Source organism: Dictyoglomus sp. SSW (assembly GCF_055181335.1).
This window is the reverse complement of record NZ_CM143705.1, coordinates 1,059,531-1,074,771: the sequence shown is the minus strand read 5'-3', so window position 1 is coordinate 1,074,771 and position 15,241 is coordinate 1,059,531. Positions and strand designations below refer to the sequence as shown.

At 33.8% G+C, this 15,241-nt stretch carries 17 protein-coding genes; all 17 read right to left on the bottom strand.

Annotated features, from left to right (window positions below):
* Nucleotides 1-24: 24 nt before the first annotated feature.
* Nucleotides 25-765 carry a 3-oxoacyl-[acyl-carrier-protein] reductase gene (gene fabG / locus ACY3JM_RS05055; protein WP_463111097.1) on the bottom strand — a complete coding sequence of 247 codons (741 nt, stop codon included), beginning with the start codon at nt 763-765 and terminating at the stop codon, nt 25-27.
* Nucleotides 759-1,682: an ACP S-malonyltransferase gene (fabD, locus tag ACY3JM_RS05050; protein ID WP_463082279.1), complete on the bottom strand. Its 924-nt coding sequence runs from the start codon at nt 1,680-1,682 to the stop codon at nt 759-761. The genes fabG and fabD overlap by 7 nt, the downstream gene beginning before the upstream one ends.
* 24 nt (nt 1,683-1,706) lie before the next feature.
* Entirely contained in the window at nt 1,707-2,699 is a 993-nt protein-coding gene (locus tag ACY3JM_RS05045) for a beta-ketoacyl-ACP synthase III (protein WP_463082280.1), read from the bottom strand.
* Nucleotides 2,700-2,715: 16 nt separating this feature from the next.
* A complete protein-coding gene (gene rpmF, locus ACY3JM_RS05040; RefSeq protein WP_463091080.1) occupies nt 2,716-2,907 on the bottom strand; it encodes a 50S ribosomal protein L32 in 192 nt (63 codons plus the stop codon).
* A gap of 2 nt (nt 2,908-2,909) precedes the next feature.
* A complete protein-coding gene (locus ACY3JM_RS05035) occupies nt 2,910-3,446 on the bottom strand; it encodes a YceD family protein (RefSeq protein WP_463111096.1) in 537 nt (178 codons plus the stop codon).
* A 15-nt stretch (nt 3,447-3,461) separates the two neighbouring features.
* Nucleotides 3,462-4,661, bottom strand: a complete 1,200-nt coding sequence (locus ACY3JM_RS05030; RefSeq protein ID WP_463082283.1) for an acetate/propionate family kinase — start codon at nt 4,659-4,661, stop codon at nt 3,462-3,464.
* Nucleotides 4,662-4,754: 93 nt separating this feature from the next.
* The gene (locus tag ACY3JM_RS05025) at nt 4,755-5,396 is read right to left on the bottom strand and encodes a CBS and ACT domain-containing protein (RefSeq protein WP_463082284.1); all 642 of its coding nucleotides are present in this window, start codon (nt 5,394-5,396) and stop codon (nt 4,755-4,757) included.
* A 6-nt stretch (nt 5,397-5,402) separates the two neighbouring features.
* On the bottom strand, nt 5,403-6,107 hold the full coding sequence (locus tag ACY3JM_RS05020) for an ABC transporter ATP-binding protein (RefSeq protein ID WP_463082285.1): 705 nt from the start codon (nt 6,105-6,107) through the stop codon (nt 5,403-5,405).
* Nucleotides 6,094-6,873, bottom strand: a complete 780-nt coding sequence (locus tag ACY3JM_RS05015; protein ID WP_463082286.1) for an ABC transporter ATP-binding protein — start codon at nt 6,871-6,873, stop codon at nt 6,094-6,096. Before ACY3JM_RS05015 ends, ACY3JM_RS05020 begins: the two co-directional genes overlap by 14 nt.
* Nucleotides 6,873-7,850: a branched-chain amino acid ABC transporter permease gene (locus ACY3JM_RS05010; RefSeq protein WP_463082287.1), complete on the bottom strand. Its 978-nt coding sequence runs from the start codon at nt 7,848-7,850 to the stop codon at nt 6,873-6,875. Before ACY3JM_RS05010 ends, ACY3JM_RS05015 begins: the two co-directional genes overlap by 1 nt.
* Nucleotides 7,850-8,728 carry a branched-chain amino acid ABC transporter permease gene (locus tag ACY3JM_RS05005; RefSeq protein ID WP_463082288.1) on the bottom strand — a complete coding sequence of 293 codons (879 nt, stop codon included), beginning with the start codon at nt 8,726-8,728 and terminating at the stop codon, nt 7,850-7,852. The genes ACY3JM_RS05010 and ACY3JM_RS05005 overlap by 1 nt, the downstream gene beginning before the upstream one ends.
* Nucleotides 8,729-8,815: 87 nt before the next feature.
* Nucleotides 8,816-9,946 (bottom strand): ABC transporter substrate-binding protein, encoded by a 1,131-nt coding sequence (locus ACY3JM_RS05000; RefSeq protein ID WP_463082289.1) that lies wholly within the window; start codon nt 9,944-9,946, stop codon nt 8,816-8,818.
* 124 nt (nt 9,947-10,070) lie between these two features.
* Nucleotides 10,071-11,372, bottom strand: a complete 1,302-nt coding sequence (gene asnS / locus ACY3JM_RS04995) for an asparagine--tRNA ligase (protein WP_463082290.1) — start codon at nt 11,370-11,372, stop codon at nt 10,071-10,073.
* Between the two features lie 12 nt (nt 11,373-11,384).
* Nucleotides 11,385-12,665, bottom strand: coding sequence for an amidohydrolase (locus ACY3JM_RS04990; protein ID WP_463082291.1), 1,281 nt, complete (start codon nt 12,663-12,665; stop codon nt 11,385-11,387).
* Entirely contained in the window at nt 12,662-13,696 is a 1,035-nt protein-coding gene (gene mtnA, locus ACY3JM_RS04985; protein WP_463082292.1) for an S-methyl-5-thioribose-1-phosphate isomerase, read from the bottom strand. Before mtnA ends, ACY3JM_RS04990 begins: the two co-directional genes overlap by 4 nt.
* Nucleotides 13,693-14,484 carry an S-methyl-5'-thioadenosine phosphorylase gene (gene mtnP, locus ACY3JM_RS04980; protein WP_463082293.1) on the bottom strand — a complete coding sequence of 264 codons (792 nt, stop codon included), beginning with the start codon at nt 14,482-14,484 and terminating at the stop codon, nt 13,693-13,695. Before mtnP ends, mtnA begins: the two co-directional genes overlap by 4 nt.
* A complete protein-coding gene (locus tag ACY3JM_RS04975) occupies nt 14,481-15,233 on the bottom strand; it encodes a zinc dependent phospholipase C family protein (RefSeq protein WP_463111095.1) in 753 nt (250 codons plus the stop codon). Before ACY3JM_RS04975 ends, mtnP begins: the two co-directional genes overlap by 4 nt.
* Nucleotides 15,234-15,241: the final 8 nt, after the last annotated feature.

Genomic DNA, 15,241 nt, shown 5'->3' with positions numbered 1-15,241 from the left:
CTTGAGAAATTATATATCACCTTTTTAGATTGCTAATCCTCCGTCTACATTAAGAACTATTCCTGTAATATAGGAAGCCTCGTCTGAAACCAAAAATTTTACAGCATTTGCCACATCTTCAGGATCTCCAAATCTGCCTAAGGGAATTTCATCTAAAACTTTCTTTTTCATTTCTTCAGAAAGAACATCTGTCATTTCAGTTTTTATAAAGCCAGGAGCAATTGCATTTACTGTAATACCCCTTGATGCTACCTCTCTTGCTACAGCCTTTGTAAAGCCTATAATACCAGCCTTAGCTGAGGCATAATTAGCTTGTCCAATATTACCCTTCAGTCCTACCACTGATGAAATATTAATAATTCTACCACTTCTTTGTTTCAACATAATCTTTAATGCAGATTTTGTACAAAGAAATACACCTCTTAAATTCGTATTTATTACTTGATCCCATTCTTCACTTTTCATTCTTATTAGAAGATTATCTTTAGTAATTCCTGCATTATTGACTAATATATCCAATTTTCCCCATTTTTCAATAACAAAATTGAACATCTTTTCAACTTCTTCCTCTACACTTACGTCAGCCTGATAAATTTCTCCCTCCCCACCTAACTTTTTCAATTCCTCTAAGGTTTCCAATGCTGATTCTTTTTTACCTCTATAATTGATGAGGACTTTAATTCCCTCTCTTCCAAGAGCAAGAACTATAGCTCTACCAATCCCTCTACCCCCACCAGTTACAACTGCAACTTTATCCTTTAACATCCCAGTTCCCCCCTTAAAGTTTCTAAATCTTCTGATTTTTCTATTCCTATAACTTTGACCTCTGGAATTATTTTTTTTATCAATCCTTGAAGCACCTTTCCCGGACCAACCTCTACAAAACAATCTATTCCTAAGTTATATATATTATTTATTGCTTCAACCCATCTTACTGACCCTGTAAATTGTTTTATAAGTATATCCTTAACATTATTTTCTACAAAATCACATGTAGTACTACTAAGCACATTATATTTGGGTTTTTTAAAATTAAAATTACTTAAATAATCCTTAAAAATCTCTTCAGCTTCTTTCATTAAAGGAGAATGAAAAGGACCACTAACAGATAAAGGTACGACCCTTTTTATCTTATCTTTCATCTTTTGATACCATAAATCAAAAGCTTCTTTTTCTCCAGAAAGAACAATTTGTCCAGGAGAATTATAGTTAGCAATAAAGATATTCAAACCCTCTTTTTGAGATTCTTTTACGCTATTTTCTATCTCCTCCAAATCTCCACCAAGAATAGCCCACATTCCACCTTTAACCTTTTCTGCCACTTCACTCATTACTTCAGATCTCTTTTTAATTAGATTCAGACCATCCTCAAAATTATAAACCTCTGCATAATAAAAAGCAGAATATTCTCCCAAGCTATGCCCTATTCCATATTCTGCCCAAAAACCTTCTTTTTTCAAAAAATCTGATAACATAGCACTTACAGAAAAAATAGCTGGTTGAGATATTCTCGTATCCTTTAAAACCTCTTCTGGACCATTTTGAACCTTATCAATAAAATCCTTACCTAAAATCTCTTCCATAACTTGAAAGTAATACTCATATTCAGACTTCTCTAAAAATGGGCTAAACATACCCACATACTGAGATCCCTGTCCTGGAAAGACAAAACATATCTTCATAGGTTAAACCCCTCACACTTCATTTTAACTTTCAATATTCTTCCATCTTAATACAGCAGAGCCCCAAGAAAGTCCAGCTCCAAAACCAACTAAAGCCAAAATATCTCCGTCTTTTATCTTACCTTCTAAAACAAGCTCTTCAAGAGCAAGTGGTATGGAAGCTGTAGAAGTATTACCATATTTATGTATGTTAATAGCGACTTTGTCAATAGGAATACCCAATCTCTCTGCTCCTGTTTCAATAATCCTGATATTTGCTTGGTGTGGAATAAGCCAATCTAAATCAGCAGGGGTTAGTCCTGCCTTTTTTAGAGATTCTTCTGTTGTTTCACCTAAAACTTTTACTGAAAATTTAAAAACTTCTCTTCCATTCATTTTAATATAATGAAGCTTATTCTTTAATACCTCTTCAGAACATGGATTCTTTGCACATCCTCCAGGAATTGCTAACAAATCAGCTCCCGATCCATCTAATTTAAGATCCCAAGAGAGTAAACCATAACCATCACCTACTTCTCTTAATACAACAGCTCCTGCACCATCTCCAAAAAGAACGCAAGTATTTCTATCTTCCCAATCAACAAATCTTGAAAGAACTTCTGTTCCTATAACTAAAACTGTTTTAACATCTCCTGATCTAATAAATTGGGCGCCTGTAATTAAAGAAGATACAAAACCAGTACAAGCACTAAGTAAATCAAAACCACCTGCATTTTTTGCCCCAATTTTATTTTGTATAACTGCAGCCATAGACGGAAAAATCATTTCTAAAGAAGCAGATGTAACAATAATAAGATCTATTTCCTCAGGTTCTACTTTAGCCATTTTCAAGGCTTTTAGTGCAGCTTCTGCTCCAAGATCTGATGGATTTACATTACTATCAGCTATATGTCTCTCTTTTATTCCTGTACGTGTAGTAATCCATTCATCAGAAGTATCTACCATCTTCTCCAAATCATAATTCGTTAAAACTTTTGGGGGAACTACCGTCCCAATCCCTATTATCCCTACACCCATTTTAAATCTCCTTATATTATTCTTCTTTCTCTTCCTTTACCTTTAATACTTCCCTACCCTCATAATAACCGCAAAATGGACATATTCTATGAGGTCTTATCATTTTATGACAGTGAGAACATTCTACTAACGCAACACCACTTAGTTTATACCTCACCCATCTACGATCTCTTCTTGTAGTAGATAGTTTTTTCTTAGGAAGACCCATTGCTATTTCCCTCCCTTTTTATCTAAAAACTTTTTAAGTGGCTCCCATCTTGGATCAAACTTACTTTCTTTTGAACATTCACACTCACCTAAATTAAGGTCCTTCCCACATACAGGACATAATCCTTTACAATCGGGACGGCAGAGTGGTTTTACAGGTATATTTAATCTTATACTATCCTCAAGAAGAGGATCTAGAAAGAGACTCTCTTTTTCAAGTACAAATTTAAAATCTTCATCTTTTAACTCAATAATATCTCCAGGGCTTATGTTTCTTTGTATAGGAATATCCCATAAATATATTTCCTGAATCTTAGCTTCCAAATTATAAGGAAAATCTTTCAAACATCTACTGCATACAAGACTTAATTTTGTCTTAATATTACCTTTTACTAATACTTCTTTACCTAAATTTATAAGCTTTAATCTTATATGAACAGGTTCTAAAAAAAGCAAATCTTCGTAATGAGGAATAAAATCTTCCTCGTAAATAAACTCCTTTCCTACCTCAGAATGTAAATCAGCAAGATAAATTTCCACAATATCACCTTCTTTTTATTTATTCCCTACAATTTTAACTGTTTCTCTTGCAATCATTAACTCTTCATTAGTTGGTATTACCCATACCTCAACCTTTGAATCGGGAGTACTTATCTTTAATTCTTCACCTTTTACTTTATTTTTCTCTGGATCAATCTTTACACCAAGATGTTCTAAACCCTCACATATTAAACTTCTCTCTAATGGTCCTCTTTCACCAACACCAGCAGTGAATATCAAAACATCGAGTCCACCTAATATAGCGTAATAGGCACCAATATATTTTTTAATTCTATAAGCAAAAACCTTTAAAGCCAACAAGGCTCTTTCATTACCTTTTTCAGCAGCTTCTCCTACATCTCTAAAATCACTACTTACTCCGGAAATACCTAAAATACCACTTTTCTTATTAAGAATGTTATCCATTTCTTTTGGAGATAAATTTTCCTTTTCCATCATAATAAGTGGGATCGCAGGATCAATATCACCACATCTTGTCCCCATAACCAGTCCTTCTAACGGTGTATATCCCATACTAGTATCTATTGATTTACCATTTTTAATGGCTGTAATACTTGCTCCATTTCCAAGATGGCAAGAAATAATTTTTAATTCTTCCAATGGTTTTCCAGTTAATTGAGCAACTCTTCTTGAGACATAATAATGGGAAGTACCATGAAAACCATATCTTCTAATCTTGTATTTCTCATACCATTCATAAGGAAGGGCATAAATGTATGCTTCTTTTGGCATGGTTTGATGAAAGGCAGTATCAAATACTAAAACTTGTGGGGCTTCTGGTATTAAAGACATACAGGCTTCAACACCTTGTATATTATAGGGATTATGAAGAGGAGCCAAATTTTCACATTCCTTTAATTTCTTATAAGTTTCTGGGGTCACTAAGGTAGCCTCAAAAAAGCTTTCTCCACCATGTACAACCCTATGTCCTACAGCATCAATATCATTAAGAGAACTCAATATTCCATCGTTTTTATCTACCAACAACTTAAATATCTCTTCTATTGCTTTCTTATGAGTGGGTAAAGGTACCTCATAAATTTTTTTAGATTCTAAGCCTCTTTGATATACAATCCTTGAACCATCAAGGCCTATCCTTTCAGCAAGCCCCTTTGCTAATACACTCTCATCCTTCATATCAAAAATCTGATACTTCACTGATGAACTTCCACAGTTTAAAACAAGTACTTTCATAGCTACCTCCTTTTCTACCTTGAAATTTATCCACGTAATTATACTATAGCAAGGAATGTTTCACAAGATTTACAAAAGATGTTAATATTTTTTTTAAATTTTTCTTATATGTTCAACAGGAATATTATTCTTTCTAAATATCTCATTCACCAAAGCAAGATCTTCTGTCTCTAGTCTGAGCACTAAAAAACCATAATCCTCAGAATCACTTGGAAAGGTAGCCATACTCATAATATTTATTCCCTTTTCAGCAATAAGATTTACAATTTTTGCTATTTCTCCAGGAGTATTTTTTATTCTTAATGTATATCTCAAACCTTTTTTACCATCTCCAAGCATCTCTATAAAAGCCTTAAAAATATCACTTTCTGTTATTATTCCAATAACTTCTCCATTTTCTATAACAGGTAAAGCACTTATCTTATTATCTCTCATGATTAAAGCAGCCTCCTCAATAGGAGCATCTGCATCTACTGTTATAGGATTGGAAGTCATTGCATCTTTTACTTTTAATTTTTCTAAAAGATAATTGATTTCAAAAATACTTAAAGATGTAGCTTGAGATGGTGATACAGACCTTAAATCTCTTTCCGTTACAATACCTACAAGCTTTCCTTTTTCCATAACAAGTAATCTTCTTACTTGGGATTCTTGCATTATCTTCCATGCTTCCAAAATAGACGTATCAGGAGATACACTTATAGGATTTTTGGTCATTCGCATTCTAACAAGCATAATAAATCAACCTCCTAAGTAGGCCTTCTTAACGGCCTCATTATTAGCAATCTCCTCTGTCGGACCTGAAAGGACAATTTTTCCTGTTTCCATAACATATACCCTATGGGCAATGGAAAAAGCCATATTGGCATTTTGTTCTACAAGAAGGAGAGTTATTTTTTCTTCATTTATCTTTTTTAATACAGAAAAAATCTCTTGAACAAGTAAGGGAGCAAGTCCCATAGAAGGCTCATCAAGTAAAAGAAGTCTCGCATTAGACATTAAAGCTCTACCTATGGCAAGCATTTGTTGCTCTCCACCACTTAATGTTCCAGCTAATTGTTTTTGTCTTTCTCTAAGACGAGGAAAAAGATTATACACAAATTCTAAATTTTTTTCTACTACCTTTTTATCTTTAACAAGATAAGCACCCATTTCTAAATTCTCTTTTACAGTCATGTTAGGAAATACTCTTCTCCCCTCAGGAACATGTGCAATTCCAAGGGAAGCAATCTTATATGATGGTAATTTGGTAAGGTTTATTTCGTAAAAATAAATATCACCTTTTACTATTGGAGTTAATCTAAATATAGAACGAAGGGTAGTTGTTTTACCTGCACCATTGGCTCCAATAAGAGCAACTACTTCTCCTTCTTTAACATCAAGATTTATACCTTGTAAGGCTTTTATACCACCATAATAAACATGCAGATCTTTAATGGATAACACCTTTTACCTCCTTACCCAAATATGCCTCAATAACTCTTGGGTTATTTTTAACTTCTTCAGGTTTTCCTTCTGCAATTTTCATACCAAAATCCAATACAATTATTCTCTCACATATATTCATAACTACTTCCATATGATGTTCAATAAGTAAGATGGTAAGATTGAATCTCTCTCTTATAGTAGATATCAAATTTACAAGCTCAAGAGACTCATTTAGATTCATACCAGCTGCAGGTTCATCTAAAAGTAAAAGGGAAGGCTCGGTGGCCATTGCTCTTGCTATTTCAAGTTTCCTCTGCTCTCCATAAGGAAGATTTTCTGCAATTTCATCTTTTCTTTTGTAAAGTCCGAAGAAATCTAAGTATTCTTCAGCCTTGTCCCTCTGAATACTTTCTTGTTGAATATACTTACGATTAGAAATTAATGTATCAAACAAGGATGCATTATAAACTTTGTGCATAGCTATCATCACATTTTCTAAAACTGTTAGTTTTTTAAATAACCTTGGATTTTGAAATGTTCTTGCTATTCCAAGCTTTGTTATTTGATAGGGTTTCATACCTAATAAATTTTTTCCATTAAATATAATACTTCCTTTAATAGGTAGATAAAAACCAGTCATTAGATTAAAAACAGTCGTTTTTCCAGCCCCATTAGGACCAATTATTCCTAAAATCTCATTTTTTTCTACTTCAAAAGAAAGATCTGAAACTGCCATCAGTCCCCCAAAGGCACAAGATAGATTTTTCACTTCTAAGATAGCCATTAGCCTATCCCTTTCCTTCTCAAGAATTTATATAATCTGTAAAAGGAAATCTCTCTATTACCCATAAGTCCTGAAGGTCTTACAAGCATCATTATTATCAGAGTTAAAGAATAAATAATTAATCTTAAGTGTGCAAAACCCCTTAATACCTCTGGAAGAACAGTTAAAACAAAGGCTCCAAAAATAGATCCCGTTATACTTCCAAGTCCTCCAAGTACAATCATGAGTAATATTTCCACAGATCTCATAAAAGTAAAACTACTAGGATGTAACATCATTAAGTAATGGGCAAAAAGTCCTCCTGCGATTCCAGCAAAAAAGGCACCTATAGAAAAGGCAAGTACTTTATAATAAGTAGTATTTATTCCCATGCTTTCAGAAGCAGTTTCATCTTCTCTTATAGATATTATTGCCCTACCATGAGAAGAATTTATGACCCTGTATATAACCACAACAGCTATAAAAGCCCAAAGAGCAACCCAAGTTATATCGGTTAGCTTTGGTATACCAGGAAAACCTCTTGGTCCTCCTACCACATCTAAATTTAAAATTGCAACCCTGATGATTTCACCAAAACCTAAAGTGGCTATGGCAAGATAATCCCCTTTAAGTCTTAAAGTAGGAATACCTATCATTAGTCCTAACAGGGCAGCAAACAAACCTCCAATAATAAGAAAAGCTAAAAATATAACACCTTGAGCCAAATCTCTTGGAAGAAAACTTAACATATTTAATAGTTTCTCTCCCTGATAGATACTTAGGGCTGCACTAAAATATCCTCCTGCTGCCATAAACCCTGCATGCCCAATTGAGAATTGTCCTGTAAAACCATTTATCAAATTTAAACTTACTGCAAGAATAGAATTTATCCCAAAAAATACTAAAATTTGATATATATAAGGATCCAAATTCTTACTTAATACAGAAAGAAATAATATTAATATTAAAGTTGATAAGGTCAAAAGATTTCTTCTCATCACACCTTTTCCCTCATATATTTTCCTAAAAGTCCTGAAGGTCTAACTAAAAGAATTATTATAAGAATTATAAAAGCAACAGCATCTCTAACAGTAGATGATATAAAGGCAGAAACTAAAACTTCCGCAATACCTAAAATAAACCCACCAAGCATAGCTCCTGGTATTATTCCAATACCCCCTAAAACAGCTGCCACAAAAGCTTTTAAACCTGGCATAACTCCCATATAAGGTTCTATTTTATTAAAATATAGCCCTACAAGTACGCCACCTGCAGCTGCTAAAGCAGATCCAAGAGCAAAAGTAAATGATATAACACTATCAATATTAATCCCAAGCATCAACGCCATCTCTTTATCTTGAGAAACAGCCCTCATTGCTTTCCCTATCTTTGTTCTCATAACAATAAATTGGAGGAGTATCATAAGAAGAATAGATATTAATAAAATTATAATTTGACGATTAGTCAAAATAAGACCACCTATATTGTATATATCTACAGGAATACTTTGGGGAAAAGATCGGGGTGACGCACCTACTATAAGTACCATCAAATTCTCTAAAAGAAACGAAACACCTATAGCTGTTATCAATAATGAGATCCTTGGAGCTATTCTTAAGGGTCTATAAGCAAATCTTTCTATAAGCATACCTATGACACTTGCACCGATCATTGCTACAACAAGCCCTAAAGCAAAAGGTAAATTCCAAGAACCTAAAGCAAAATAACCTATAAATGCTCCTACCATAAATATGTCTCCATGAGCAAAATTAATAAGTCTTAATATACCATATACCATGGTATAGCCTAAAGCAATTAAGGCGTATATACTACCTAAGGATATTCCATTTATTATTTGCTGTAATATATCAACCATCTATCCACGCTCCATTTTAAAGATAAAACCTTTATATTATACAAGAAGGGAGGTAGATAAATCTACCTCCCTTATATTAAAAACTTGTTATGGCTTCACTGTAGTCCTATAAACTTGTTTTCCATCTTTAATCTCAATTATAACTGCACTTTTTACTGGATTTCTATTTGCATCAAAAGTTATTACTCCTGTCACTCCTCTGAATCCCTTTGTGGCTGCAAGAGCATCTCTTATCTTTGAAGAATCTGTACTACCAGCTCTCTTAATAGCATCTACCAATAGTTTGGCTGCATCATAAGCAAGAGCAGCTAAAGCATCTGGTGTTGTTCCATACTTCTTTTGATAATTCTTTACAAAGGTTTGAACTACAACTTCCTTTGAATCAGGACTATAGTGGTTGCTGAAGAAACATCCTTCAGCAGCTTTTCCTGCTGTTTGAAGAAGTACAGGAGAATCCCAACCATCTCCGCCACCAAATGGAACAGTTATTCCAAGCTCTCTTGCTTGAAGAAGGATAGGCCCTACATCGGCATAATATCCTGGTACATATACAAAATCTGGTTTTGCTGATTTGATTTTAGTCAGTTGAGCTCTAAAATCAGAGTCTCCCTCAGAATATGACTCTTCAGCCACTATCTTACCACCAAGAGCGGTAAATTTCTGTTTAAAGAATTGGGCAAGTCCTTTACTATAGTCACTTGTCACAGCGGTAAGTATGGCTGCAGTCTTTAATTTTAAATTTTTATAAACAAAATTTGCCATTACTTCCCCTTGGAAATCATCTATAAAGCATGCTCTAAAGATATAATCTCCTACTTGTGTTACTTTTGGATTTGTTGCGGTTGGTGTCAGAAGTACTATTTTAGATTGTTGAGCAATAGGAGCTACTACTAAAGTAACAGAGCTTGTTACTTCTGCTATAAGAGCCACAACCTTATCTCTCTCAATAAGCTTTTTAGCAGCGTTTGCTGCCTCTTCTGGTTTGTACTGGTCATCTTCAATTAGAAGTTCAATCTTACTTCCTAATACTCCTCCTCTTAAATTAACCTCTTCAATGGCCATTTTTGCTCCATTTGCGCAGGATGTACCAAAAGTAGCCAATGGACCAGTAATTGGGAATATAGCTCCTATTCTTATTGTTCCTGCTGCTTGTAAGGGTATTACCAAAAGAAAAATTGAAACCATAGAGATTAGGAAAAGTTTTGTAAAACGCTTCATTTCTTCACCTCCCTAAAGTATATTTATAAAAAAACAGGGACATTCTCTAAAGAACATCCCTGTTCTAAGTATTGAAAAGTATAACTAAATTTTTAGCTTAATGTCAACTCCGTATATTTTCAAACTAAGGATAAATTCTATATATCATCCTCGGGAATGGAATTGCTTCTCTTACATGTTTTAAACCGCATATCCATGCTACTGTTCTTTCTATACCAAGTCCAAAACCTGAATGAGGCACACTTCCATATCTCCTCAAATCTATATACCATTCAAAAGCTCCCTTTGGTAAATTATATTCTTTAATTTTCTCTTCTAATAATTTTAGATCATGTATTCTCTGACTTCCACCAATAATTTCTCCGTATCCTTCAGGAGCTAAAAGGTCATTATTTAAAACTTCATCGGGATTATATGGATCTGGTTGCATATAAAATGGTTTTATCTTAGCAGGATAATGATGAATAAATACTGGTTTATCAAATTGATTTGAAATTATTGTCTCCTCATCACCACCAAAGTCATCTCCATATTCCACATTTAAACCATTATTTTTAAGAATTTCTATAGCCTCTCTATAAGTAATTCTTGGAAAAGGTGGTACTACATTTTCAAGAGGTTTTGTGTCTCTCTCTAATATTTCAAGCTCTCTTTTTCTTTTTTCCAAAACTCTCTGAACTATATAACTAACCAAGTCTTCTTGTAATTTCATATTATCTTGCCAATCCCAATACGCCATCTCTGGTTCAACCATCCAGAATTCTGTAAGATGACGTCTTGTCTTTGATTTTTCTGCTCTAAATGCTGGACCAAAACAATAAACTTTACCAAGTGCCATGCATGCAGCTTCCATGTAAAGTTGTCCACTTTGTGAAAGATAGGCTTTTCCAAGATCAAAATAATCAAGAGAAAATAATGTGGTTGTTCCTTCACAAGCGGAGGGTGTCAATATAGGGGCATCAACTAAAACAAACCCCTTGCTATCAAGAAAATCTCTTATAGCTTTAACTACTTCACTTCTTATTCTTAAAATAGCATTTTGCCTCCTTGATCTAATCCACAAATGTCTTCTTTCAAGAAGAAAATCTATAGAATGATCTTTCTTCTGTATTGGATATTCTTCAGAATAGGAAACCACATTTACTTTTTTCAACATCAACTCATAACCACCAGGAGCCCTTGGTTCTTTTTTCAAATCTCCAATCACAATTATGGATGACTCAATTGGAATTTTCTCAAAAAAATCAAGCTCTTCTTGATTAAAATTATCCAAAGTTGCTACACCTTGTATATAACCTGTACCATCTCTAATAATAAGAAAAACAACCTTACCACTTGATCTTTTATTAAATAACCACCCTCTTATTTCAATTTCTCCCTCTTGTATCTTAGGAATATCTTCAATGTAAACCCAGGAAGCTGCCATAGCTTCATCCTCCTAATTTTTTTTAATTAAATCAAAAGCTCTTTTCTCAGCCTCATATATAATCTTCTCTTCATCAAGAGTTTTCAATTCTCTCTTCTCCATTAAAATTCTACCATCAACAATAACAGTATCTACATCAAAAGCCCCAGCAGAATATACAAGATGAGATAAGAAATTATGACGAGGATAAAAATGTGGTTTGTTAATATCTACAAGGATTAAATCTGCCTTATATCCTTCCTTTATTACCCCAGAATCATGCCAGCCTAAAATCTCCATACCACTTTTTGTAGCCATAGTTATTGCATCCTTAGCTGGGATTGCTACTGGGTCTCTTTCATATCCTTTATGTAATATTGCAACAAGCCTTATTTCCTCCCACATATCCAGATTATTATTACTAGCGGGGCCATCAGTACCAAGACCTACCTTAACTTTTTTCTCCAACATTCTTTTCACAGGAGCAATTCCAGAAGCAAGTTTAAGATTACTCTGTGGGTTATGAGCAACACCTACACCTTTTTGGGAAAGAATCTCTATCTCTTCATCATCTACAAAAACACAATGAGCAGCAAGAACTGGCACATTAAAAAGACCTATTCTATTCATCAAACGGACAGGAGTTAAACCATATATATTTTTAATATTCTCTACTTCTAATACTGTCTCCGAAAGATGAGTATGAATACCAACATTTAACTCAACAGCTTTATTTATTACTTTTTCCAAAAAAGAAGGTGGACAGGTATAAGGAGCATGAGGTGCAAGCATTACTTTTATCCTTCCATTCTCTTTATTATGCCAATTTCTTGCAAATTCTACTCCTCTATTTAGAATCTCATCCTCATCCCCAGCAATACCTATCATTCCGACTGAAAGAGAGGCTTTTATTCCACTCTCAGAAACTGCTTTTGCAACTTCATCCATAAAAAAATACATATCTGCAAAAGCAATGGTACCAGACTTTATCATCTCACAAAGTCCTAACAAACTTCCCCAATATACATCATCAGCTTGAAGTTTAGCCTCTTGTGGCCATATTTTTTCCTCTAACCACTCTTTCAATGGTAAATCATCTGCATAACCCCTAAAAAGAGTCATAGCAAGATGAGTATGTGTATTTACAAGTCCTGGCATAGCAATTTTATTTTTCCCATCAATTTTATAATCAATATTTTCAAAATCTTTTTTATCAGAAATTTCCATAATCTTATCTTCTTCTATTAATATATTCTGATTTGATATTACTCTATCTTCTTGAAGAATATCCACATTCTCTATAAGAATTCTCATTTGAATATTTCCTCCTTTATTTTTAAAATTTTCTCTTTAAAGGGAGGATAAATAACACCCTTATCAGTTATTATCCCTGTAATAAGTTCGGCAGGTGTTATATCAAAGGCAGGATTTAGAGCCTTTATCTCATCCGAGGTAATTTTCTTACCCATACACGTAAGGACTTCTTCAGAATCTCTTTCTTCTATAGGAATATCAGATCCATTTTCAATGCTAAGATCAAATGATGAAAAAGGTGCAGCTATATAAAAGGGAATATTATGATAATTGGCAAGAATAGCTATCATGTATGTACCAATTTTATTTGCTGTATCTCCTCTTAAAGTAATTCTATCAGCCCCTACGATTACAATATTTACAAGACCCTTAGACATGACATAACCCACCGTATTATCAGTAATTAAAGTAGAAGGAATTTTCTCTTTATAAAGTTCCCATCCAGTAAGTCTTGCTCCCTGTAAAAGGGGACGAGTCTCAGTAAAATATACATGCTCTAACTTTCCCCATTTCCAAGCCTCTTTAATAACTCCAAGAGCAGTCCCAGGACCTATGGTAGCCAAGCTTCCAGTATTACAATGTGTCAGTATTCTTGCCTTTTCAGGTAATATTTCAGCACCATAATTAGATATAGCTTCGGATTTCTCTCTTTCCTCATTCTCTATTCTTTTAGCCTCTTCAAGAAGAAGGATCTTAATATCAGAAGGTGATAAATTCTTATTATTATTTAAAACATTTGCCATTCTATTTATAGCAAAAAACAAATTTACAGCAGTTGGACGAGAGATGGCAAATTCACTCATTACCTCATTTAAATAATCCACAATATTGGAACCTGTGTACTTGATTGCAGCAAGAGCAATTCCATAAGCAGTAGCAACCCCAATAGCAGGTGCTCCTCTTATTCTCATTTTCTTAATAGCATCAATCACTTGTTGATATTTAAAACACAAAATATAATCTTCTTTAAATGGGAGTTTAGATTGGTCAAGAATATATAGGACATTATTTTTCCACTCTATAATATTCATAATATCCCCTTCTCCTTATACTCCTTTAATGCATCTTTACATATACATTTTCTTTCCTTAGGAATCTTAGGTATCGCTCTTGCAAATAATTTTCTTACTTTCTCTATATTCTCAGACATAACATCCAAAACCTCCTGATGAGTCAAAGGAGAGGGAGATATACCTGCAGCATAATTAGTTACTAAGGAGACCGAAGCATAACACATCTCAAGCTCCCTCGCTAATATAACCTCAGGAACATTGGTCATCCCAACTACATCACCAAAATAAGAAAACATTTTTATCTCCGCTGGGGTTTCAAAACGAGGTCCCTCTGTGCAAATATAGGTACCATAATAATGGATTCTCAATCCTAATTCTTTTGCTGTTTTAAATAAAATCTCTCTCAATTCTGGACAATATGGTTGTGTAAAATCTATATGAAAGACTTTCCCATCATCTCCATTAAAAAATGTATAATCTCTTTTCTTTGTAAAATCAATAAATTGATCAAGTATTACAAGATCCCCTGGCATAAGATCCATCTTCAGACTCCCCACAGCAGTAGTTGAAAGAATCCTTTCTACCCCAAGACTTTTTAGAGCCCACATGTTAGCCTTGTAATTTATCCTATGAGGTGGAACTGAATGACCTGCTCCATGTCTTGCTAAAAAAGCTACTTCCTCTCCTTGATATATACCCTTTAATATCTTGGTATCCCCATAAGGGGTAGAAATTATAATCTCTTGAGGACTTTCCAAAAAGGCAGGATCATATACACCTGTACCCCCAATGATCGCTATTCTCATTTAGTAACCTCCCTTTTTAATCTGAAAAAAATACCCTTTATATAATCTATAAGATCATTGACAAGATCTATAAATGAAGTTCCTCTTGTACCTCTCTCAAGAGCACTATAAAAATAGCTTGCCACATCAAAAGTTGCTTCATCTATTTGCCTTTGGGTAATTTTTGAAACATCCGAGAAACCTTTTCCTCTTAAATAAGCTCTTTCAATATCACTATAATATTTAGACGCAATTTTTGCTCTTTCTATAATATAACTCATAGGGTAAGAGATATATTTTAAAGACTTTGGTCTTTTAGGTTCAATTACTTCTGCATCTTTCTCATATTTACTGTGAAAGAGATTCTCTGTTTTGCTTGTTGCTGTATGAAGAGGTTGATTCAAATCAGCAATATAATGAGATAAAACTCCCAGTTGAAAAGCTATAAGTCGCCAAGGTTTTTTATCTTGAATTAATCTAATAATTTCTAAATATTTTTCTCTTACCTTTTCAGAACCTTTTCCTTTACTTCCATATACATGATAAATGTGGCTATCAAAATCCCTATAAATTCTATCTGGGGCTGTACTTCCATCTATTATTTCATCAAAATATGGTGATAGTTTCTTTTGATACTCCTTTGGCAAAGCATAAAATGCTTCCTTTGCTATCTTTTGATGAGTTTTACCTCCCCACCCCAAAATGGGGGTACTAAGAAGTAATATGATAAGAAAATATACGAATAATTTCTTATAACAGAATCTTCTCATAACGGTAA